Origin of the sequence: Pseudomonas sp. TNT2022 ID642 (genome assembly GCF_028656995.1) — a bacterium.
Classification (GTDB): domain Bacteria; phylum Pseudomonadota; class Gammaproteobacteria; order Pseudomonadales; family Pseudomonadaceae; genus Aquipseudomonas.
Genome location: NZ_JAMDGW010000019.1, coordinates 68,538 through 90,375 on the forward strand (window position 1 = coordinate 68,538; position 21,838 = coordinate 90,375).

Here is a 21,838-nt window from a genome sequence, read left to right on the forward strand (position 1 = left end):
CCCGGAGAACAGACATGACTGACACGCCAATGTCCCCCACCGAATTCGAAGCGGCCCTGCGCGCCAAAGGCGCCTTCTACCACATCTACCACCCCTATCACGTGGCGATGTATGAAGGCCGCGCCACCCGCGAGCAGATTCAGGGCTGGGTCGCCAACCGCTTCTACTATCAGGTGAACATTCCCCTGAAGGACGCGGCGATCCTCGCTAATTGCCCGGATCGGGAAATCCGCCGCGAATGGATCCAGCGCCTGCTCGACCACGACGGCGCCCCCGGTGAAGACGGCGGCATCGAGGCCTGGCTGCGTCTCGGCCAAGCGGTCGGTCTCGACCCGGATCAACTGCGCTCCCAGGAACTGGTGCTGCCCGGCGTGCGTTTCGCCGTCGACGCCTACGTCAACTTCGCCCGCCGCGCCAGTTGGCAGGAAGCCGCCAGCAGTTCGTTGACCGAACTGTTCGCGCCGCAGATCCACCAGTCGCGCCTCGACAGCTGGCCGCAGCATTATCCGTGGATCGATCCGGCCGGTTACGAATACTTCCGCACCCGCCTCGGTCAGGCGCGACGCGATGTCGAGCACGGTCTGGCAATCACGCTGGAGCACTACAAGACCCGCGAAGGCCAGGAGCGCATGCTGGAAATTCTCCAGTTCAAACTGGACATTCTTTGGAGCATGCTCGATGCCATGAGCATGGCCTACGAACTGAACCGCCCGCCGTATCACAGCGTGACCGAACAACGCGTCTGGCATAAAGGAATCACCTTATGAGTTTCGACCGCAGCAAAGTCCCGACCTGGCGTCCCGGCTACCGCTTCCAGTACGAACCGGCGCAGAAAGGCCATGTGCTGCTCTACCCCGAAGGCATGATCAAACTCAACGACAGCGCCGCGCTGATCGGTGGTTTGATTGACGGTGAGCGCGATGTCGCGGCGATCATCGCCAAACTCGATGAGCAGTTCCCCGGCGTGCCTGAGCTCGGTGACGACATTGAGCAATTCATGGAGGTTGCCCGTGCGCAGCACTGGATCGAACTTGCCTGATCTGCCGCCCAAGCCTGAAGTCGGCCTGCCGCTGTGGCTGCTCGCCGAGCTGACCTACCGCTGCCCGCTGCAATGCCCGTACTGCTCCAATCCACTGGATTTCGCCGAGCAGGGCAAAGAGCTGAGCACCGAGCAGTGGATCAAGGTGTTCCGCGAGGCGCGGGAGATGGGCGCGGCGCAACTGGGCTTTTCCGGCGGCGAGCCGCTGGTGCGTCAGGATCTCGCCGAGCTGATTCATGAAGCACGGCAGTTGGGTTTCTACACCAACCTGATCACCTCTGGCATCGGCCTGACCGAGCAGAAAATCAGCGACTTCAAGAAGGCCGGGCTCGATCACATCCAGATCAGTTTTCAGGCCAGCGATGAGCAAGTGAACAACCTGCTGGCCGGCTCGAAAAAGGCTTTCGCGCAGAAGCTGGAAATGGCTCGGGCGGTGAAGGCCCACGGCTATCCGATGGTGCTGAACTTCGTCACCCATCGGCACAACATCGACAAGATCGACCGCATCATCGAGCTGTGCATTGCGCTGGAAGCCGACTTCGTTGAACTCGCCACCTGCCAGTTCTACGGTTGGGCGCAGCTCAATCGTGTCGGCCTGTTGCCAACCAAAGAGCAACTGGTGCGCGCCGAACGCATTACCAACGAATACCGCGCCAAGCTGGAAGCCGAAGGGCATCCGTGCAAGCTGATTTTCGTCACCCCGGATTACTACGAAGAACGCCCGAAAGCCTGCATGAACGGCTGGGGCAGCATTTTTCTGACGGTCACTCCGGACGGCACCGCCCTGCCCTGCCACGGTGCCCGGCAGATGCCGGTGCAATTTCCCAATGTGCGCGATCACAGCATGCAGCACATCTGGTACGACTCGTTCGGCTTCAACCGCTTCCGTGGTTACGACTGGATGCCCGAGCCGTGCCGCTCCTGCGACGAGAAAGAAAAAGACTTCGGCGGCTGCCGCTGCCAGGCGTTCATGCTCACTGGTGATGCGAGCAATGCCGACCCGGTGTGCAGCAAATCCGAACATCACGGCGTGATCCTCAAGGCCCGCGAAGAAGCCGAGACCGCCACTCAAACCATCGAACAATTGGCCTTCCGCAATGAACGAAACTCGCGCCTCATCGCTAAAGGCTGAGCCTTTCAGCGCCTCGCAAGCCGTCGCTGCCGGGATGGACTTTGCCGAACTGCAGCTCGGTGCCAACGGGCTGTTCTGGAATGAGTATCGACCGGAGGATGCCGCGTGCCGGATCTGGCATTCGCGCGATGGTGTGGCGAAATGTCTGACACCGAACGGTTTCAGCGTGCGCAGTCGGGTGTACGAATATGGCGGTGGCGCGTTTTGTCTGACGCCGGATGGGGTGGTATTCGTTGCTGAGACGGATCAGCAGTTGTATCGCCAAAACCTCGATGGCGAGCCTGAAGCATTGACGTCGGGCGAGTGCCGTTATGGCGATCTGCATTTTGCTTTCGGCCAAGTGCTGGCGGTCGAAGAACAGCAAGATCAGCATCGGCTCGTCGCCATTGATCTGGCTGACGGTGCACGGCATTTGCTGGCTGAGGGAGCGGATTTTTATGCGGCGCCAATCCTTAGTGTGGATGGCCAGCGTTTGGCCTGGATCGAGTGGAGTCGCCCGCATCAGCCGTGGACGTCGACCCGGTTGATGGTGGCTGAGCGTTCGACCAATAGCGCTTTTGGTTCGCCGCGATGCGTTGCCGGCGCCGAGTTTGAAGAGTCCATCCAACAACCGCGATTCGATGCCGACAATCGCCTTTATTGCCTGACCGATCGTGGTGGATTCTGGCAGCCGTGGGCTGAGACTTCCGACGGTTTGGAGCCATTACCTGCTGCGCAAGCCGATCACGCGCCAGCACCGTGGCAACTGGGCGGCTGCACTTGGTTGCCTGTTGAAAATTCGGTTTTAGCCAGTTGGAGTGAAGGCGGTTTCGGCCGTCTGACATTAGGCGATGACGACTTCACCGGTGACTACAGCCGTTTCCGGCATTTGGCTTTGGATGCGCAATTTATCTACTGCATTGCCGCCTCGCCGATCAGTCCTTCTGCGGTCATCGCCATCGATCGAGCGACGCGTGAAGTGAACGTGCTGGCCGGCGGCGTGGCACCCTTGCCCGCCGAACGCATCAGCCGTCCGCAAACCCTGCGCTACCCAAGCGGTTCGGGCGAAGCTCACGGCTTCTTTTATCCGGCGATGAGCGGCGAGCCAAAACCGCCGCTGGTGGTGTTTATCCACGGCGGCCCGACATCAGCCTGCTACCCGATGCTCGACCCACGCATCCAGTACTGGACACAACGCGGCTTCGCCGTCGCCGATCTCAACTATCGCGGCAGCAGCGGTTATGGCCGGGAGTATCGACAGGCACTGCATCTGAGCTGGGGCGAGGTGGATGTCGAGGATGCTTGTGCGGTGGTGAGTTATCTCGCCGAACAGGGTTTGATCGACGGTGAACGCGCATTCATTCGAGGTGGCAGCGCAGGCGGCTACACCACGTTATGTGCGCTGGCGTTCAAACACGTCTTCCGCGCCGGAGCGAGTTTGTACGGTGTTAGCGACCCGATTGCATTGGCTCGGGCAACGCACAAATTCGAGGGTGATTATCTGGACTGGCTGATCGGCGATCCCGAGCAAGACGCCGAACGCTACGCCGCCCGTACACCGTTGTTGCACGCAAACAACATCCGCGTGCCGGTGATTTTCTTTCAGGGTGAGCTGGACGCCGTGGTTGTCCCGCAACAAACCCGCGACATGGTCTCGGCGCTGGAGCAAAACGGCGTCCCGGTCGAAGCGCATTACTACCCCGACGAACGCCACGGCTTCCGCCGCGCCGCCAATCAGGCGCATGCGCTGGAGCAGGAGTGGAAGTTCTATCGGCGGGTGATGGGATTTACAGACTGAAACCCTCTTCCTGTAGGAGCTGCGGCACGCTGCGATCTTTTGATCCTGATCCTCGAATTAAAATCAAAAGATCGCAGCGTGCCGCAGGTCCTACAGGTTTATGCCGCTGACTCAGCGCTTGGCGATGATGTAAACCGCATGCACGATCCCCGGAATATACCCGCACAACGTCAGCAGAATGTTCAACCAGAACGCCCCACCAAACCCGACCTGCAGAAACACGCCCAGTGGTGGCAACAGAATAGCGATGATGATGCGAATGAAATCCATGGGGCAGCTCCTGTATGGGGGTTGGCTCACTTGAGCCATACAAGCTAATCGACCTGCGCCGTTCGTCAGGGTTCAGTGCAACTGCCATTTCATCGCCACCACCGACAAAAAAACGCCCCACGCCAAAAGAATCAGGCGTGGGGCGTGCGTTATACCGCGAGACGGTTCTGGAAATCGGGTAGGAAACTTCAGTTCAGACGGCAATCCCCTTGCGACATTGCAGTTGTGCGGTTCGCACTCGCGAGAAGGCGCGGCCCAGGCGCAGGAGCATTTCGTCGATATTGGTTTTACTCACGGTGAGTGCCGGGGTGAAACGCAGGCAGTTGGCTTGCGGGGCGTTGAGCAGCAGGCCTTCGTGCAGGGCGGCGTGGACCACGGCCTCGGCGGAATCGTCTGATAGGGTCAATCCGTAGAACAGGCCCTGGCCGCGCAGTTCGCCGTGGTCGTAGCGGTGTGCCAATCGGAGCAGACCTTCGCGCAGGTGCTGGCCGTTATCGTTGATCTGCTGGAGGAAGCTGCGGTCGTGCACGCTGTCGAGCACTACCAGACCGGCCGCCGTCATCAATGCATTGCCGTGATGCGTGCCGCCCAATTCGCCGGCCTCGAAACAGCATGCTTTGCCCCGCGCCAACAGCGCCGCCAATGGCACACCGCCGCCAAGCCCTTTACCGAGCACGACGATATCGCCGCGCACGCCGTAGGACTGTTCCGCGAGCAGAGTGCCGCAGCGGCCGATACCGGTTTGCACTTCGTCGAGGATCAAGAGAATGCCCAGTTCACGACAGAGTCGTTCGACACCCTTGAGGTAATGTTCAGTGGCCGGAATAACGCCGGCATCGCTTTGAATCGGCTCCAGCATGATCGCGACGGTTTGCGCATCGACCGCGGCGTGCAGGGCCGGCAAGTCGTTGAACGGCACCAGATCAAACCCCGGCAGCAACGGCGCAAAACGGTTGTGCAGGTTGCAGCTGTCGGAGGCGGAAATCGTCGCCAGACTGCGACCGTGACAACCCTGCTTCGCGACAATGATCCGCGAGGCGCCGCCGCGATGCAGTTGGCCCCATTTGCGCGCCAGTTTGATCGCCGCTTCACAGGCTTCGCTGCCACTGTTGAGCAGGTAAGCCTGATCGCTGCCGGTGCTGGCGCACAGACGTTCGGCGAGGCTGAGCATGCCTCGATTGTGCAGATTGAAGCCGGGATTGATCAGCGCCTGCGCCTGACTGCTGATGGCTTTGACCAATGCCGAAGGACTGTGACCAAGACTATTGGCGCCACCGGCCTGGGAAAAATCGAGGTATGCGCGGTCGTTACTGTCCCACAGCCACGACCCCTGACCACGGACGAACACCTGTTGCGGCCTTTCGACGCTGGGCATCAGGCGCTCGGCGCTGAGACTTTCGCTGATGTCTGAAGGGTTGGCCTCGAAAGCGAGGTCATCAAGACTCGGCGTCTGGCGCCGCAAACTGAACAGATTCATTGAAAAACACCTCGTTTGAAGTGTTTTGAACTGCCTATGTAAACACTGTCGAAGCGAACGCTATTCATCGCGCTTTCTGGCCCTGTAAGCCTTGTGAATGCGGTTAGACTAGGCTTACTGACGGCTTCGGGCCATTTCGATTTACCAGCATTTTCGATAAGCATTACTTATGGATTTTAAACAACTGCGTTATTTCGTCGCGGTCTACGAAGAAGGTCATGTTGGCCGCGCCGCTGAACGCCTGTCGATCTCGCAACCGGCGTTGTCACAGCAGATCCGCCAGCTCGAGCAGAACCTCGACGTCACCCTGTTCGAGCGCAGCAGCAAGCGCTTGCTGCCAACCCTGGCCGCGCACACGTTATACAACCACGCGGTGCCGCTGCTCGACGGACTGCAACGAGCGCGTGAGGCGTTGGGCAACTTCAAGGGCCAAGCCCTGCGCACGCTGGCAATCGGCGTGCTGCAAACGGTGCACACCAGTCTGGTGCCGCAAATGCTCGAACGGGTGCGCAAGGCGCAGCCGCATCTGGTGGTGCAGATTTATGAATTGACCGGGCTTGAGATCGAGCGGCGCTTGCTCAATGGGTCGTTGGACATTGGCATCAGTTACCTGCCGCCGCGCCAACCGGGCCTGCATGGCGTGATGTTGTACGAAGATGAATTGACGCTAGTGATCCCGGCGGATCACCCCTTGCGTGAATTCAAGAAAGTCTCGATGCGCCAGGCGGCTGAATTGCCCATGTTGTTGTTGGGCGAAGAGTTTCAGATCCGCCAGATCTGGCAGGCGCAATTGACCGCCCTCGGACGTCGCCCGCAGGTGCAGGCCGAGCTGAACAATATGGTGGGGATTCTCGACAGCCTGCCACACACCAAACTGGCGACGGTGCTGCCGGGGCGTTCGCAAAAGGAGTACGACGATCAGGATCTGCTGTGGAAACCGCTGAGCGAACCACGGGTACCGCTGAAGGTGGGTCTGGTGTGTCGCGATGTGCAACGCCAGCAAGCGTCTTTGGCGCTACTGCGGACTTTGCTGGAGGAAGTGATGGAGCGAGAGGTGAAACCAGCGCTGGATCCACTGGCCTGAATACTTTTCTTCAGGCAAAAGAAAACCCCGCCGAAGCGGGGCTTTGCAGACTGTTTCCCTGAAATCCATTTCACTCCGCCACCCTGGCAGAATCCTACGTGTCCGTGTTGTTGCTTTGCGCTTCCTGCGCGACGTCCATGAAATGTAGATTAGCCGTGGATCCAATTTACGCATATGGGAGAACAGCAGCACGTCATGTAAGAGAATGCTTACATGACGCTATCGCATCAGAATTGCGCTGCATCCAGCAGGAACAGCGACTCGCTACCGGCCTTCACCGACGCGCTCAACGAGTGAATACGCGGCAGCAAACGGGCGAAGTAGAAGCGTGCGGTGCCCAGCTTGCTGGCATAGAAATCGTCCTGCGCTTCTTTGCCCAACGAGGCTTTGGCCATCAACGCCCACATGTAGGCGTAGGCAACGTAACCGAATGCTTGCAGATATTCGACCGAAGCCGCGCCAATTTCGTTCGGGTTGTTTTTCGCCCGATCCAGCAACCACGACGTCAGCTCATCGAGGGTATTGACGGCATCGTTCAGCGGCTTGGTGAATTCACCCAGATCGGCGCTGGCCGTCGCGGTGAAATGGCGGATCTCGTCAGCGAACAGCTTATAGAACGCGCCGCCGCTGCCGACGATCTTGCGACCGACCAGGTCCAGTGCCTGAATGCCGTTGGTGCCTTCGTAGATCTGGGTGATGCGCACATCACGCACCAGTTGCTCCTGACCCCACTCGCGGATGTAGCCGTGGCCGCCGAAAATCTGCTGGCCGTGCACGGTGGTTTCCAGACCCAGATCGGTGAGGAAAGCCTTGGCCACCGGGGTCAGCAACGCGACCAGATCTTCCGCACGTTTGCGGGTGGTGGCATCTTCGCTGAACTTGGCGGTGTCGAGTTGCATCGCCACGTAAGTGGAGAACGCACGGCCACCTTCATTCGAGGCTTTCATGGTCAGCAGCATGCGACGTACGTCCGGGTGGACGATGATCGGATCAGCGACTTTGTCCTTGTTCTGCGCGCCGGTCGGCGAACGGCTTTGCAGACGGTCGCGGGCGTATTCAACGGCGTTCTGATACGAACGCTCGCCGGTGGCCAGGCCTTGAATGCCGACGCCTAAACGCTCGTAGTTCATCATGGTGAACATCGCGGCCAGGCCTTTGTTCGGCTCGCCGACCAGATAACCGACGGCTTCGTCGAAGTTCATCACGCAGGTAGCGGACGCCTGGATGCCCATCTTGTGTTCGATCGAACCACAGTTCGCCGGGTTACGCGCGCCCAGGCTGCCGTCGGCATTGACCATGAACTTCGGCACCAGGAACAGCGAAATGCCTTTTGGCCCCGCGGGGGCGTCCGGCAGTTTCGCCAGCACCAGATGAATGATGTTTTCGGTGAGGTCGTGTTCGCCACCGGTGATGAAGATCTTGGTGCCGCTGACTTTGTACGACCCGTCGGCCTGAGGCTCGGCCTTGGTGCGAATAATCCCCAGGTCGGTGCCGGCGTGCGGCTCGGTCAGGCACATGGAACCGGCCCAGACGCCGGCATACATATTCGGCAGGTAGGCGGCTTTCAGCTCTTCGCTGGCGTGGGCGTTGATAGACAGGCAGGCACCGGCGGTCAGCATCGGGTACAGACCGAAGGACAGGCTGGCGGAGTTGACCATCTCTTCAACCTGCGCCGACACGGCTTTGGGCATGCCCATGCCGCCGTATTGCGGATCGCCACCGACGCCGACCCAGCCGCCTTCGGCATAAGTCTGATAAGCCTGTGGGAAACCGGCTGGAGTGGTGACGGCGCCATCAGCCCAGTGACAGCCTTCTTCGTCAGCGGCGCGGCTCAATGGCGCGATGCTTTTGCTGGTGACCTTGCCGGCCTCTTCGAGAATGGCTTCAACGGTTTCGGCGTCGACGGTCTCGGCCAGTGCCGGCAGTTCGGCCCAGAGTTTGGCGACTTCGAACACTTCATTGAGGACGAAGCGCATATCGCGCAGCGGCGCTTTGTAGTCAGCCATGGCAAACCTCGCAAGATCTAAACAGGTGATTCGTGGAATGGTGTTTTCGTTGAGCCGGAGTGTACCTCAACAACTTTTGCGACACATAGGGTCAACCGGTGACTGTTTTGTTATTTTTAGTCACCACAAAAAGATCGCAGCCTGCGGCAGCTCCTACAGATAAAACTCGGTCCCATGTAGGAGCTGCCGAAGGCTCGGGCCGCGATCGGACGATCTTTTGATCTTGCTTAAAGCGCAAACATTTCCGCCGGCAACTTCATCAAACAATCACTCCCTGCCTCGATCGCCGCCCGATGCGCCGCCGTACGCGGCAACAAGCGCTTGAAGTAAAACTCGCAGGTCGCCAACTTGCCCCGCAGGTAATCCGCCTCCCCCTCGCCCGCGTCCAGTTGCGCCTGCGCCACCAATGCCATCCGCAACCACAGATAACCGAGGATGATGTAACCGCTGTACATCAGATAATCCACAGACGCCGCGCCCACCTCATCCGGGTTCTTCATCGCCGCCATCCCGACTTTCATGGTCAAGTCGCCCCACTGCTGGTTCAGTTCATTGAGCTGCGCAACGAAACTGCCCAACTGCGGGTGCTCAGCGTTGGCCGCGCAGAACTTATGGACGATTTTGGTAAAACCGCGCAGCAACTTGCCCTGACTGCCCAGCACCTTGCGTCCGAGCAGGTCCAGCGCCTGAATGCCGTTGGTGCCTTCATAGATCGGTGCAATCCGGCAATCGCGCACCAGTTGCTCCATACCCCATTCGCGAATGAAACCGTGGCCGCCAAACACCTGCATGCCGTGGTTAGTCACTTCCAGCCCGGTGTCGGTCATGAACGCCTTGCAGATTGGCGTGAGGAACGCCAACAGATCTTCGGCCTCCTGACGCGCCTCGGCATCGCTGTTCAGATGCGCGACATCGAGCAACTGTGCGGTGAAGTAGGTCAGCGCACGGTTGCCTTCGTTGAAGGCTTTCATGGTCAGCAGCATGCGCCGCACGTCCGGGTGAACGATGATCGGATCGGCGGCTTTGTCCGGGGCTTTGGCGCCCGTCAGTGAACGCATCTGCAAACGGTCGTTGGCGTATTTGATCGCGCCCTGGAAACTCGCTTCACCCAGACACAAACCCTGCATCCCGGTGCCGAGCCGTGCGTGGTTCATCATGGTGAACATGCAGTTCAGGCCCTTGTTCGGCTCGCCGATCAGGTAACCCTTGGCGCTGTCGAAGTTGAGCACGCAAGTGGCCGAGGCCTTGATGCCCATCTTGTGTTCGATCGAACCGCAGGAAACGCCGTTGCGCTCGCCTGCCTCACCCGCCGCATCCGGCAAGAATTTCGGCACGATAAACAGCGAAATCCCTTTGGTCCCGGCCGGCGCATCCGGCAACTTGGCCAACACCAGATGGATGATGTTATCGCTCATGTCGTGCTCGCCGGCGGAGATGAAAATCTTGCTGCCGGTGACCGCATAACTGCCGTCAGCCTGAGGCACGGCGCGGGTCTTGATGATGCCCAGGTCGGTGCCGCAATGGGCTTCGGTCAGGCACATGGTGCCGGTCCACTGACCGGCGGTGAGTTTGCTCAGGTAGGTGTCTTTTTGCTCAGCGCTGCCGTGGGCGTGGATCGCCGACATCGCGCCGTGGGTCAGGCCCGGGTACATACCCCAGGAGGTATTGCTGGAGCCGACCATCTCGCTGATCACCAGCCCCAGCGAACTTGGCAGCCCTTGGCCGCCGTAGCTCGGATCTGCCGCCAGACCATGCCAGCCACCTTCGACATATTGTGCGAATGCCTGCTTGAAGCCTGTAGGCGTTGTCACCACACCGTTGTCGAAATGGCAGCCCTCTTCGTCACCGCTGCGATTAAGCGGCGCCAGAACGTTCTCGCAGAACTTCGCGCCCTCTTCGAGGATCGCGTTGATCATGTCCGGGCTGGCGTCGTGGGCGCCGAGGGCGGCGTAGTTGCTGTGAAAGTCGAAGACGTGGTCGATCAGAAAGCGCATGTCGCGCAGGGGAGCTTTGTACTCAGGCATGGTGGCTTCTCCGTCAGCAGATTTCTCCAACCTACTGCCGGCCACCACGCCCCACAATCATTGTGCAGGCGCTGAATGCGCCGTCATCACTCAACCTGCGGCCGTATCCATGCGCACCGCGCCGCGACGGTTCTGGCCGAACGCAACCACGCAGTTACGCCCCGCGCCTTTAGCGGCGTAGAGCGCCTCGTCGGCGGACTTCAGCACCTGTTCCGGGTTGCGTTGCTCCACTCGCTCGGCGACGCCGATGCTCACCGTGACCGAAACGCTGGAAGCACCGGAACCGGCGCGGCGCTGACGACCTTGCTGATCATCCTGCGGACGGTTTTCCTGATTGCGCAGTTGAATGTTGTAGGACGCAATCGACTCGCGGATCACTTCAAGGTGTGGCATGCACTCCTCAAGGGTTTTGCCGGCGAACACCAAGGCAAATTCCTCACCGCCATAGCGATACGCCCTACCGCCACCGCTGATCTTCGACAGTTTGCTGGCGACCAGGCGCAACACTTGGTCACCAACATCATGGCCGTGGGTGTCGTTGAATTTCTTGAAGTGGTCAACGTCGCTCATCGCCAGCACGTAATTGCGCCCGAGACGCTGCATGCGCTCGTTGAGCGCACGACGTCCCGGCAGACCGGTGAGCTCGTCGCGGAAGGCCATTTGATAAGCCTCGTGCGCAACGGCAGCGGCGATCATCAACATCACCTGACTGCACATGATGTTCAGGGTGAACGGCAGGATGAAGGTTTTCGGCAGCATCCAGAACACGCCGAGCAGGCCGACCAGTTGCGCCGCATGCAGCGGGCGCGGATTACGCCAGTATTGCCAGGCGAGCAACAGGAATGCCGAGATAAACACCGGGTAGGACAGCTGGATCAGGCTCATCCATGCGCCGTGCAGCGCCGGCCAGCGGATTTCCGAAAGCCAGATCAGCAATGCCTGGGGATAACTCTGCTCAAGGCCCAACGCGACACTGCCAAAAGCCAGCAACACGGCGAAGCGCGCAACCATGTCCTGAAACAGATGCGTGCGTTCCTGCCACGCCGCGAACAGGCCAAACAGCAGCGGCAGCAGTAAACAGACGAGGTGGAAGACCACCGCAGCGTCTTCGCGGACCTTGCCGTTGTCGCGGTAATAGTCGGTCTGGGTATCGAGCAAAAAGTAGGCGATGTACACCGTGAGCATCAGAAACAGTTCGCGCTGACGCCGGTAAACCGCGCAATAAGCGCCACCCAACAGCAGCACCAGGGTCGGCAACACATTGAACAGCGAAGTGAAGAACACGCTGAGGTCTTTGACGTACGCAGCCGCCAACCCCGCAAGTAACAACAGCAGTGAAGGTAGGAAATGGCTGAAACGTACAGCGGAAGAACGCGGCAAGGGTAAAGCTCCGACCCGTCATGGCAAAGAGATGGCATTGTGCCTGCAATGCGTGCAGTTAAGCACACACAATGTGATCCAGATCACACGCAGTCTCTTTAACGGCAGAAAACCTGACTATCTGAGCGTTTTGCCAAGTTTTTTGCCATCCGCGAGCCGCTGGCCATCATCACTGATGGCCAGGCCTGGAGTTATTCCTCACAGATCGTTGTAGAACGGTAGCAACGGCCCCTCCGCAGGGCTGCGTCCTTCGGCGCCGTAGGGCTTGAGCGAGAACAACGCATCCGTCGCTTGCCGGGTGGTGACTCTCGGACTGGCCGGACGCTGGGTCACCGCGTTTTCATCACCGATATGGCCCTGCGGGATGACCAGTGACGGATGATCGAACGGCGCCCGTTCCCAGGCCACACGCGGATCGGTCAGGCCGACTTCCATGAATTTCACCAGCGCGTCGATTTCTTCAGGCGTCAGGTTGAGATTGGTCATGTCCGGATCGAGGTTCGAGGTGTTGTGCTGATTCGCCGAAGGATGCTCGAAACCGCTGGTGTTGTTGGCGTCCTCGCCGCGACGGTCGCCGCCACGGTTGTAGAACTCCATCACCTGTTTGAGCGTCGCGCGGCTGCCGTTGTGGAAGTACGGGCCGGTCAGCGCGATGTTGCGCAAGGTCGGCGTCTTGAAGGCGCCGTCGACCGAATCACGGAAGTTGACGTTGGGTTTAAGCGTGGCATCGCAAGGAATCGCTGCGCTCAGCGGTGCCTCGAAGGTACAGACATCGACGTCCAGCGGATCGGGAATGCTGCCGCCTTGCAACAGCTTGTTGTACTGGCGGCTGAACGACCATGGGTTACCCCAGGCATCCGAGCCACCGAGTGCGAGGTCTTCTGAGGTCGGACGCACACCGGTGTTATAGAAACCGTTGTCGTAAAGGGTGATCAGGTTATCGGCCATGACCATCCGCTCGATGCGTTCACGCGGGTGCATCAGCAAACGGCTGGCAGCATTGGTCAGCTCCGGACCGCCGTGGCAATTGACGCACTTGCCCTTGCCGAGGAACAGGTTCATGCCCTGGACCTGCTGCGCGTTCATGGCGGTTGAATCGCCTTGCAGATAGGCATCAATCGGCGCCTGGTCAGAGATCAGGGTGGATTCGTACATCTGAATCGCCAACCCGAAGAACAGCGGGAAGTTGGCTTCCATCTGCGTATACGGCGCACCGCCCACCAGCACATTTTGCGTGGCGTTCCACAGGCGTGGCTGGAAGGCGTTTTTTATCAATTCGCGATAGGTCGGACGCCGTGCGCCGGATACCGAAGCGAGCACCGAGTCGCTGGAAGAAATCCGCTGTTGCTTGAGCATCAACTGATCAAGCATGCGCCGACCGATGTCGGCGAAAGTGCGGCCGCCGCAGGACATTTCCACCCCGCTACCCGGCGGGCCCACCGCTTGCGACGCGGCAGATGCGTCGTTGAGTGCCAGCCGGACTTTGCTTGCCACGGTGTTGCGCTCGCTGGTCACATAAATGCCCGCATCGGGGTCACGATTGCCAAACGGCGAGAAACCGTTGAAAACGTTGTTGGCGCGGCCATCCCAGAAGTTGCGCACGTTGAACGCAGCGTTGATCACCGAAGGCGCGTTACGCCCAGTGCTGCGACGTACGTTAATGCCGCCGACCTGGAAAATGCCGTCCGGTTGTTGGGTGCATTTGTCGAAGCGCGGTTGATTGGGTTTGACGAAGTTGGCGTCGAACACGCCTTGTGAACCAACCACGTCATCGCTCGAGTAAACGATCGGCGAGTTGCGTTCCAGCGGGTTGCTCAGCACATGGGTCGGGAAATCGGTTTTCTTCAGTGTGTAGTTCGGCCCGCCCTTGCCACCAGACAGTGTCGCGTAGGACGCCACGTCACCGGGAATGTCCGAAGCGACAAAAGGTTTGTTGAAGATCGAGGCGACGTTGGCATTGGTGTGCGCCTGGCCGGGGTTGAGTTGGTTGGTGATGCGGTGATCGACGCCAGCGTGATAGTGGCAGGACGCGCACGCGGTGGCGCCATCGCTGCCGACTTCCATGTCCCAGAACAACGCCTTGCCCAGCAGGATAGCGGCGGAGCGGTTGAGCACGTAGTCGGTCATCAGGTCGACCTTGCGTCCGCCCTCGGTTCCGGAGGGATCGGGCGGCAGCATGCCACGCAAGGACTGCAGGCTTGGCACTTCCGGTACCGGCGGATCCACCTCTGCGGGATCTGCCGCCATGGCACTGGAGGCAACAAGTGCGAGGATTAACCAGACAAGTCGGCAGATGTTCATGTGCTTCACCCTGACGTTGTTGTTATGCGTTTTGCCGGGCGAGAGGCGTCGTGGAACAGCACAGGATTTCTCGTGAGCGCCGGTTAATCTGCGCAGTGCAATTAATTGGCCATCCTTTCGAGAAACATTTTGAATCAATAAACACGAGAAAGGCGCGCTGTCAGCTCACCGTTTCTGCTGGGGAACCGTCCCCAGTGTTGGGGATAAATCCAGAACAAAAAAAACCGCCGCCCCCAAAGGAGCAGCGGTTTTTCAAAAGACTGCGCTAAGGCTTAGTAGCCCAGTGCGAAGTCTTCTTCTTTCATGTCCATCAGGTTGTTGGCGCCCGACAGCATGGTGGCCACGTGCGTGCGGGTACGCGGCAGGATGCGCTGGAAGTAGAAGCGCGCAGTTTGCAGCTTGGCGGTGTAGAACGCTGCGTCGCCGGTGCCTTCTGCCAGCTTTTCAGCAGCCAGACGCGCCATGTCGGCCCAGAAGTAAGCCAGGCAGGCATAACCGGAGTACATCAGGTAGTCCACGGAAGCCGCGCCGACTTCTTCGCGATCTTTCATGGCGGCCATACCGACCTTCATGGTCAGCTCGCCCCATTCCTTGTTGATTGCCGCCAACGGTGCGACGAACTCTGCAACGGCTTCGTTGCCTTCGTTGTTCTGGCAGAACTTGTGGACGATCTTGGTGAAGCCCTTCAGAGCTTCGCCTTGAGTCATCAGCACTTTACGGCCCAGCAGGTCGAGTGCCTGGATACCGGTGGTGCCTTCGTACAGCATCGAAATGCGGCTGTCGCGAACGTTCTGCTCCATGCCCCACTCGGCGATGAAGCCGTGGCCGCCGTAGATCTGAACGCCGTGGTTAGCGGATTCGAAACCGACTTCGGTCATGAACGCTTTGGCGATCGGAGTCATGAAGGCCAGCAGTGCGTCGGCTTTCTTTTTCTCTTCTTCATCGACGCCGTACTTGACGATGTCGACCTGTTTGGCGGTGAAGTACACCATCGCACGGTTGCCTTCGGCGAACGCCTTCATGGTCAACAGCATGCGGCGTACATCCGGGTGCACGATGATCGGGTCAGCGGCTTTTTCCGGCGCTTTCGGGCCAGTCAGCGAGCGCATTTGCAGACGATCGCGAGCGTATTTCAGGCCGCCCTGGAAACCGATCTCGGCGTGGGCCAGACCCTGCAGTGCGGTACCCAGACGTGCGGTGTTCATAAAGGTGAACATGCAGTTCAGGCCTTTGTTCGCCGGACCGATCAGGAAACCGGTGGCGCCGTCGAAGTTCATCACGCAGGTAGCGTTGCCGTGGATGCCCATCTTGTGTTCCAGCGAACCGCAGCTCACTGCGTTGCGTGCACCGACGGTACCATCAGCATTGGGCATGAACTTCGGAACGATGAACAGCGAGATGCCTTTGGTGCCAGCCGGTGCGTCCGGCAGGCGGGCCAGCACGATGTGGACGATGTTGTCGGCCATGTCGTGTTCGCCGGCCGAGATGAAGATCTTGGTGCCGGAAACTTTGTAGGAACCATCAGCCTGAGGTTCGGCCTTGGTGCGCAACATGCCCAGGTCGGTGCCGCAGTGCGGTTCGGTCAGGCACATGGTGCCGGTCCATTCGCCGGAAACCAGTTTGGTCAGATAGGCTTCTTGCTGCTCTGGGGTGCCGTGCTCGGAGATGGTGTTCATCGCGCCGTGCGACAGGCCTGGGTACATGCCCCACGACCAGTTGGCTTCGCCAACCATTTCGCTCACGGCCAGACCCAACGACTCCGGCAGGCCTTGGCCGCCGTGCTCAACATCGTGCGCCAGGCTTGGCCAGCCGCCTTCAACGAATTGCTTGTAAGCCTCTTTGAAGCCCGTCGGGGTTTTCACGCCGGACTCGCTCCAGGTGCAACCTTCGAGGTCGCCCACGCGGTTCAGCGGTGCCAGTACCTGCTCACAAAACTTGGCGCCTTCTTCGAGAATGGCGTCAACCATGTCCGGAGTTGCGTCTGCGCAAGCCGGAAGGCTCTGATAGTGCGCTTCGTAGCCGAGCAGTTCGTCACGAACGAAGCGAATATCACGCAAGGGGGCCTTGTAGTCAGGCATAGCGATAAACCTCTGCTGATGTAACCGGGAATGAACGACCGTGTTGATTTGTTGTGACGGTCAAACAGTTGTTTGAAACATACGTTTACGCCGAAATCTTGTCAAGCGTCGATCTTTTGCCGTTCGTCATCAGAATTTTCAAACGCCGCCCACGGCAATCCGCCATGAGCTCGAACGAGTCACGGACGCTGAAAAAAGATTAGTTGAGGGAGAAGGACTTACAACGAAAAACGCCGCGACAAGGCGCGGCGTTCTGCATGCAGACTGGAATAACTCAGGCGAACGTATCGATGATCGTACCGAGTACTTCATCCGACGCCTTGACGACCTTCACGCCCAGCTCAGCCTGAATTTTGCCTTGGGACATCTCGACCATATTGCTGGCCAGATCCGATTGCTGGGCACGATCAACACCACGCAGACGATCAATCTGCACTTCGGACGACTGGCTGGTCACCGAACGCTCAATCGTATTGTTGGCAATCTGGCTGGCAGCCTGATCGACGCGGTTCTGCCCGCTCTGAATCGAGCTCAGACCTGCATAAAAAGCTGTGTTACCGGAGATTTCCATAACGGTTCTCATCCCTGGGAAGGATCAATGGCTGCCATTGAAGCAGAGGCGCCAGAAAAACACCCGTCAAAAACACTAATGGCACAGTGCCTGCCCATAGAGAAAAGCTTAGTCGAGCAGATCCAGTTGCAAATGATCCGCCACCGCTTCCGCGCTCAAGGTCTTGAGTTTCGGCACGCGCCCCAGACACGGCGCCGGAATCCGCTCGGCCAATGTCGCGAGGTTTTCTTCCAGCCGCGACGTCTTCGGATCGATGATATTCGCCACCCACCCGGCCAACTGCAGACCATCACGGGCAATCGCTTCCGCCGTCAGCAAGGCATGACTGATGCAACCCAGCCGCACTCCCACTACCAGAATCACCGGCAACTTCAGCGCAATCGCCAGATCCGACAGATTATCCTGATCGGCCAATGGCACCCGCCAGCCTCCCGCGCCTTCGATCAGGGTGAAATCGGCATTCATCGCCAGAATCTCGCGCATCGGCGCCAGCAGCGATTGCACGGTCAAGGCCACACCCGCTTCACGCGCCGCCAGATGCGGAGCAATCGCCGGCTCGAACGCCACCGGATTGACCTGTTGATAAGTCAGCGGCAGCGAACATTCGGCCAACAGCGCCAATGCATCGGAATTGCGCAGCCCCTTGGGCGTCACTTCGCATCCTGACGCCACCGGTTTGCCCGCCGCTGTACTTAGCCCGGCAGAGCGCGCCGCGTGCAGCAACCCGGCGGCGACCGTGGTCTTGCCGACATCGGTGTCCGTGCCGGTGATGAAATAGGCTGCGCTCATACGGGTTTCTCCAACACGGCGTAGACCACCTGATAAGTCGCCGGCAATCCCGAGGCCTCACGGAACTGCTCGTAAGCGTCGACCAGCCCGAGAAGCCGCGCGCGCCCGGTCAAACCGCCCGGGCGCCCGGGATTCAGATTGTGCGCACCCAAGGCTTTCAACTCATGGGTCAAACTGCGCACATCCGGGTAGTGCAACACGTGCGGCTGATTCTCCAGACTCAACGTGCGCAAGCCACTGGCCGCACACAATTGTTCATAGCGGGCGAACTCGCGGAAGCGATTGACGTGCACCATCCCGTCGACCTGCCGCCAGCTGTCGCGCAACTCAAACAGCGTCCCTACACAAAGACTAGCAAACGCGAAGACCCCACCCGGTTTCAGCACGCGAAAAGCTTCGCTGAGCACTGCATCAAAGTCCGCGCACCACTGCACCGCAAGACTGGAGAAGATCAGGTCGCAAGTCGAGTCCTGCAACGGCAGACGCTCCGCATCGCCGGCAATGAAATGCTCGGCACCACCCAATGGCCGCGCGTGCTCAAGCATGCCTTCAGCGATATCCAGCGCCAGACCGTGACCCTCGGCAAACCGCGAAGCCAACGCGCGGGTGAAATAACCCGTGCCACAACCCAGATCCAGCCAACACGCAGGCACAAATTCCTGCGGCAAACGCTCAACCAACTGTGTACCAACATCACGTTGCAACTCGGCGACGCTGTCGTAACTGGCCGCCGCGCGAGAAAAAGAGGCCGCGACCTGACGCTTGTCAGGCAAGCCGCCAGGCAGCACAAGAGACAAATCAGTCATCACCGCACTCATGTAAAAAAGCCTGGATAGCGCCCGCCAGTCCGTGGGGGTCTTCCAGAAGAAACGCATGACAGGCCTGTTCGATCAGACCTATTTCGATATCCGGCAACAGGGCGAACAATGCCCCCGCCGCTTCCGCCGGGACCAGACCGTCCTGCCCGGCGAACAAATGAAACTGCGGGCCACGAAACGCCTGCAATGCTTCGCGGGTGTCCAGTTGTGCGAGCAGTTCCAGTCCCGCCATCAGCGCCGCCGGCGCGGTATTCGGCGCGCCGCCCAACAACAATCTCGACAAGCCGCGCGGATCTTGCGCGCCTTGAGCACAGAGCAGCGAGAAGCGTTTGAGAGTTGTGCGCGGATCGGCCTGGCAACCGGCGAGAAACACGTCGAAAGTCTCGCCGGGCATCGCGTTCGGCCACTGCTCATGGGCAACGAAAGAAGGATTGCTCGCCAGCGTCAGCAAACCGCAGCAACGCTCGCCACGCCGTGCCGCCAGCTCGGACGCGAGCATGCCGCCCAACGACCAGCCACCCAGCCAGACGTCCTGAGGAATGCTTTCATCAAGTTCGTCGAGCCAGTCCTGCAGGTCGCTGGAATCCAGTTCCGGCAGCGGCTCGATATCGACTTTCAGATGTTCATCGAGCCCTTGCAACGCCGCAGCCAGAGGCTCCATCGGCGACACGCCGAGGCCCCAGCCGGGCAGCAGAATCAGGCGATTACGCATGGCTTGGCTCCGACGACAGTTGGGCAAAGCAATCGGCCAGTCCCTCTAACAATAGCTGCACCTGCGCCTCGCTGTGGGCGGCGGTCAGGGTCACGCGCAAACGGGCGCTGCCGGCAGGCACGGTCGGCGGACGAATCGCGGTGACCATCAGTCCGCGCTCGCGCAACATCTGCGACAACCGCACCGCGCGCCCGGCATCACCGATCATGATCGGCTGGATCGGCGTAAAACTGTCCATCAGCTCCAGACCGATCTGCTCGGCGCCCTGGCGGAATTGGCGAATCAGCGTCTGCAGATGTTCACGACGCCAGTGTTCAGTGCGCAGCAGCTCCAGACTTTTCAGCGTCGCGCAGGCCAGTGCCGGTGGCTGGCTGGTGGTGTAGATGTACGGGCGGGCGAACTGGATCAGACTTTCGATCAACTCTTCGCTGCCAGCGACAAATGCCCCCGCCGTGCCGAACGCTTTGCCGAGGGTGCCGACCAGTACCGGCACATCCTCCTGACTCAAACCGAAATGCTCGACGATGCCGCCGCCGTTCGCACCCAGCGGCCCGAAACCGTGAGCGTCATCGACCATCAACCACGCACCTTTGGCCTTGGCTTCACAGGCCAGCGCCGGCAGATCCGCGAGGTCGCCGTCCATGCTGAACACACCGTCGGTTACCACCAACGTATTGCCGGTGGCTTTCTCCAGCCTTTTGGCCAGGCTCACCGCATCGTTGTGCAAATAACGATTGAAACGCGCGCCAGACAACAGACCCGCATCCAATAACGAAGCGTGATTGAGGCGATCTTCCAGCACCGTATCGCCCTGCCCGACCAGCGCCGTGACCGCACCGAGATTGGCCATGTAACCAGTGGTGAACAGCAGCGCACGCGGGCGGCCAGTGAGGTCAGCCAACGCTTCTTCCAGTGCGTGATGCGGGCCGCTGTGGCCGATCACCAGATGCGAGGCGCCACCACCGACGCCCCAGCGTTCAGCACCGGCGCGCCAGGCTTCGATCACTTGCGGGTGATTGGCCAGGCCGAGGTAATCGTTGTTACAGAAGGCAAGCAACGGTTTGCCGTCGACCACCACTTGCGGGCCTTGCGGGGACTCGAGCAGCGGTCGCTGGCGATAGAGGTTTTCGGCACGACGGGCAGCAAGGCGTGCGGCGAGATCGAAAGACATGCAGGCCTCACATCTGAAAAATGACTGTGTAGGAGCTGCCGAAGGCTGCGAACTTTTGATGTTGTTTTTTAAAGACAAGATCAAAAGATCGCAGCCTTCGGCAGCTCCTACATGGAATCCGTATGGCGATCAGACGGCGGCGTTATAGAACTGCTCGCTGCTCTTCTGCTCAACCAATGCCTGCTCGATCGCGGCTTGGTGCACCTCATCGGAATGCTCTTCACGGGCTTCCGGCTGAATACCCAAACGCGCAAACAGTTGCATGTCCTTGTCCGCCTGCGGGTTGGCGGTGGTCAGCAGTTTGTCGCCGTAGAAAATCGAGTTGGCACCGGCGAAGAAGGCGAGGGCCTGCATCTGCTCGTTCATCGCTTCGCGGCCGGCGGACAGGCGCACGTGAGATTGCGGCATGAGTATGCGAGCCACGGCGAGCATGCGGATGAAGTCGAACGGATCGACATCTTCGGCGTTTTCCAGTGGCGTACCGGCGACTTTCACCAGCATGTTGATCGGCACCGATTCCGGATGCTCCGGCAGGTTGGCCAACTGGATCAGCAGATTGGCGCGGTCGTCCAGCGACTCGCCCATGCCGAGGATGCCGCCGGAGCAGATTTTCATCCCCGACTCACGCACGTAGGCCAGCGTCTGCAGGCGCTCGCTGTAAGTACGGGTAGTGATGATGCTGCCGTAGAACTCGGGCGACGTGTCGAGGTTGTGGTTGTAGTAATCGAGACCGGCCTTGGCCAGCGCTTCGGTCTGATCCTGATCGAGACGACCGAGGGTCATGCAGGTCTCCAGGCCCATGGCCTTTACGCCTTCAACCATTTTCAGCACGTACGGCATGTCTTTCGCCGACGGGTGCTTCCACGCCGCGCCCATGCAGAACCGTGTCGAACCGATGGCCTTGGCGCGGGCAGCCTCTTCGAGGACCTTCTGCACTTCCATCAGTTTTTCTTTTTCAAGGCCGGTGTTGTAGTGACCGGACTGCGGGCAGTACTTGCAGTCTTCCGGGCAGGCGCCGGTCTTGATCGACAGCAGGGTCGAGACTTGCACGCGGTTGGCGTTGAAATGTGCGCGGTGCACCGTTTGCGCCTGGAACAGCAAGTCGTTGAAAGGCTGTACGAAGAGTGCTCTGACTTCGGCCAGAGACCAGTCGTGACGCAGGGTGGCGGTGGTGCTCGCGCTCATGGGTAGTTCCTTGGTTATGCTTGG

At 59.7% G+C, this 21,838-nt stretch carries 18 protein-coding genes; 5 read left to right on the forward strand and 13 right to left on the reverse strand.

What is annotated here, in order from left to right; translation table 11 throughout:
- Positions 1-14 precede the first annotated feature (14 nt).
- The 4 genes from pqqC to M5G26_RS18555 are packed head-to-tail and all read left to right on the forward strand — an operon-like array spanning position 15 to position 3,948.
- Positions 15-767 (forward strand): pyrroloquinoline-quinone synthase PqqC, encoded by a 753-nt coding sequence (gene pqqC / locus M5G26_RS18540; RefSeq protein WP_122599223.1) that lies wholly within the window; start codon positions 15-17, stop codon positions 765-767.
- Positions 764-1,039, forward strand: a complete 276-nt coding sequence (pqqD, locus tag M5G26_RS18545; protein WP_007910068.1) for a pyrroloquinoline quinone biosynthesis peptide chaperone PqqD — start codon at positions 764-766, stop codon at positions 1,037-1,039. Before pqqC ends, pqqD begins: the two co-directional genes overlap by 4 nt.
- Complete coding sequence (gene pqqE, locus M5G26_RS18550; RefSeq protein ID WP_095122580.1) at positions 1,011-2,171, forward strand: pyrroloquinoline quinone biosynthesis protein PqqE; 1,161 nt, start codon at positions 1,011-1,013, stop codon at positions 2,169-2,171. Before pqqD ends, pqqE begins: the two co-directional genes overlap by 29 nt.
- Complete coding sequence (locus M5G26_RS18555) at positions 2,137-3,948, forward strand: S9 family peptidase (RefSeq protein ID WP_273916179.1); 1,812 nt, start codon at positions 2,137-2,139, stop codon at positions 3,946-3,948. The genes pqqE and M5G26_RS18555 overlap by 35 nt, the downstream gene beginning before the upstream one ends.
- A gap of 111 nt (positions 3,949-4,059) precedes the next feature.
- Here the strand turns inward: M5G26_RS18555 and M5G26_RS18560 are convergent, their stop codons facing one another.
- Together M5G26_RS18560 and M5G26_RS18565 are read right to left on the reverse strand one after the other, a co-directional pair.
- Entirely contained in the window at positions 4,060-4,218 is a 159-nt protein-coding gene (locus tag M5G26_RS18560; protein ID WP_003228885.1) for a YqaE/Pmp3 family membrane protein, read from the reverse strand.
- A 193-nt stretch (positions 4,219-4,411) separates the two neighbouring features.
- Entirely contained in the window at positions 4,412-5,695 is a 1,284-nt protein-coding gene (locus M5G26_RS18565; protein WP_273916180.1) for an aspartate aminotransferase family protein, read from the reverse strand.
- A 169-nt stretch (positions 5,696-5,864) separates the two neighbouring features.
- Between M5G26_RS18565 and M5G26_RS18570 the strand changes: the two genes are divergently transcribed.
- A complete protein-coding gene (locus M5G26_RS18570) occupies positions 5,865-6,779 on the forward strand; it encodes a LysR family transcriptional regulator (protein WP_122599228.1) in 915 nt (304 codons plus the stop codon).
- A 227-nt stretch (positions 6,780-7,006) separates the two neighbouring features.
- Here M5G26_RS18570 and M5G26_RS18575 read toward each other — a convergent pair whose 3' ends face one another.
- The 11 genes from M5G26_RS18575 to bioB form a co-directional block, all read right to left on the reverse strand.
- Positions 7,007-8,785 carry an acyl-CoA dehydrogenase C-terminal domain-containing protein gene (locus M5G26_RS18575; protein WP_273916181.1) on the reverse strand — a complete coding sequence of 593 codons (1,779 nt, stop codon included), beginning with the start codon at positions 8,783-8,785 and terminating at the stop codon, positions 7,007-7,009.
- 227 nt (positions 8,786-9,012) lie between these two features.
- The gene (locus M5G26_RS18580; protein ID WP_273916182.1) at positions 9,013-10,809 is read right to left on the reverse strand and encodes an acyl-CoA dehydrogenase C-terminal domain-containing protein; all 1,797 of its coding nucleotides are present in this window, start codon (positions 10,807-10,809) and stop codon (positions 9,013-9,015) included.
- A 90-nt stretch (positions 10,810-10,899) separates the two neighbouring features.
- The gene (locus M5G26_RS18585) at positions 10,900-12,189 is read right to left on the reverse strand and encodes a GGDEF domain-containing protein (protein WP_122599231.1); all 1,290 of its coding nucleotides are present in this window, start codon (positions 12,187-12,189) and stop codon (positions 10,900-10,902) included.
- Between the two features lie 198 nt (positions 12,190-12,387).
- A complete protein-coding gene (locus M5G26_RS18590; RefSeq protein WP_273916183.1) occupies positions 12,388-14,490 on the reverse strand; it encodes a cytochrome-c peroxidase in 2,103 nt (700 codons plus the stop codon).
- Positions 14,491-14,762: 272 nt separating this feature from the next.
- Positions 14,763-16,568: a phenylacyl-CoA dehydrogenase gene (locus M5G26_RS18595; protein ID WP_150730230.1), complete on the reverse strand. Its 1,806-nt coding sequence runs from the start codon at positions 16,566-16,568 to the stop codon at positions 14,763-14,765.
- Between the two features lie 274 nt (positions 16,569-16,842).
- Positions 16,843-17,139 (reverse strand): pyrroloquinoline quinone biosynthesis protein PqqE, encoded by a 297-nt coding sequence (locus tag M5G26_RS18600; RefSeq protein ID WP_122599233.1) that lies wholly within the window; start codon positions 17,137-17,139, stop codon positions 16,843-16,845.
- 108 nt (positions 17,140-17,247) lie between these two features.
- Positions 17,248-17,928: a dethiobiotin synthase gene (gene bioD, locus M5G26_RS18605; protein WP_134178024.1), complete on the reverse strand. Its 681-nt coding sequence runs from the start codon at positions 17,926-17,928 to the stop codon at positions 17,248-17,250.
- Entirely contained in the window at positions 17,925-18,734 is an 810-nt protein-coding gene (gene bioC / locus M5G26_RS18610; RefSeq protein ID WP_273916184.1) for a malonyl-ACP O-methyltransferase BioC, read from the reverse strand. Before bioC ends, bioD begins: the two co-directional genes overlap by 4 nt.
- Entirely contained in the window at positions 18,727-19,458 is a 732-nt protein-coding gene (locus M5G26_RS18615; protein WP_273916185.1) for an alpha/beta fold hydrolase, read from the reverse strand. The genes bioC and M5G26_RS18615 overlap by 8 nt, the downstream gene beginning before the upstream one ends.
- A complete protein-coding gene (gene bioF, locus M5G26_RS18620) occupies positions 19,451-20,629 on the reverse strand; it encodes an 8-amino-7-oxononanoate synthase (protein ID WP_273916186.1) in 1,179 nt (392 codons plus the stop codon). Before bioF ends, M5G26_RS18615 begins: the two co-directional genes overlap by 8 nt.
- Positions 20,630-20,758: 129 nt before the next feature.
- The gene (gene bioB / locus M5G26_RS18625) at positions 20,759-21,814 is read right to left on the reverse strand and encodes a biotin synthase BioB (protein WP_038363255.1); all 1,056 of its coding nucleotides are present in this window, start codon (positions 21,812-21,814) and stop codon (positions 20,759-20,761) included.
- Positions 21,815-21,838: the final 24 nt, after the last annotated feature.

Coding starts and splice junctions, on each gene's coding strand:
- pqqC (WP_122599223.1), top strand. CDS start 15: ATGACTGACACGCCAATGTCCCCCACCGAATTCGAAGCGGCCCTGCGC.
- bioB (WP_038363255.1), bottom strand. CDS start 21,814: ATGAGCGCGAGCACCACCGCCACCCTGCGTCACGACTGGTCTCTGGCC.
- M5G26_RS18570 (WP_122599228.1), top strand. CDS start 5,865: ATGGATTTTAAACAACTGCGTTATTTCGTCGCGGTCTACGAAGAAGGT.
- M5G26_RS18560 (WP_003228885.1), bottom strand. CDS start 4,218: ATGGATTTCATTCGCATCATCATCGCTATTCTGTTGCCACCACTGGGC.
- pqqD (WP_007910068.1), top strand. CDS start 764: ATGAGTTTCGACCGCAGCAAAGTCCCGACCTGGCGTCCCGGCTACCGC.
- M5G26_RS18555 (WP_273916179.1), top strand. CDS start 2,137: ATGAACGAAACTCGCGCCTCATCGCTAAAGGCTGAGCCTTTCAGCGCC.
- M5G26_RS18580 (WP_273916182.1), bottom strand. CDS start 10,809: ATGCCTGAGTACAAAGCTCCCCTGCGCGACATGCGCTTTCTGATCGAC.
- M5G26_RS18590 (WP_273916183.1), bottom strand. CDS start 14,490: ATGAACATCTGCCGACTTGTCTGGTTAATCCTCGCACTTGTTGCCTCC.
- M5G26_RS18565 (WP_273916180.1), bottom strand. CDS start 5,695: ATGAATCTGTTCAGTTTGCGGCGCCAGACGCCGAGTCTTGATGACCTC.
- M5G26_RS18595 (WP_150730230.1), bottom strand. CDS start 16,568: ATGCCTGACTACAAGGCCCCCTTGCGTGATATTCGCTTCGTTCGTGAC.
- bioD (WP_134178024.1), bottom strand. CDS start 17,928: ATGAGCGCAGCCTATTTCATCACCGGCACGGACACCGATGTCGGCAAG.
- M5G26_RS18615 (WP_273916185.1), bottom strand. CDS start 19,458: ATGCGTAATCGCCTGATTCTGCTGCCCGGCTGGGGCCTCGGCGTGTCG.
- M5G26_RS18600 (WP_122599233.1), bottom strand. CDS start 17,139: ATGGAAATCTCCGGTAACACAGCTTTTTATGCAGGTCTGAGCTCGATT.
- bioF (WP_273916186.1), bottom strand. CDS start 20,629: ATGTCTTTCGATCTCGCCGCACGCCTTGCTGCCCGTCGTGCCGAAAAC.
- M5G26_RS18575 (WP_273916181.1), bottom strand. CDS start 8,785: ATGGCTGACTACAAAGCGCCGCTGCGCGATATGCGCTTCGTCCTCAAT.
- bioC (WP_273916184.1), bottom strand. CDS start 18,734: ATGACTGATTTGTCTCTTGTGCTGCCTGGCGGCTTGCCTGACAAGCGT.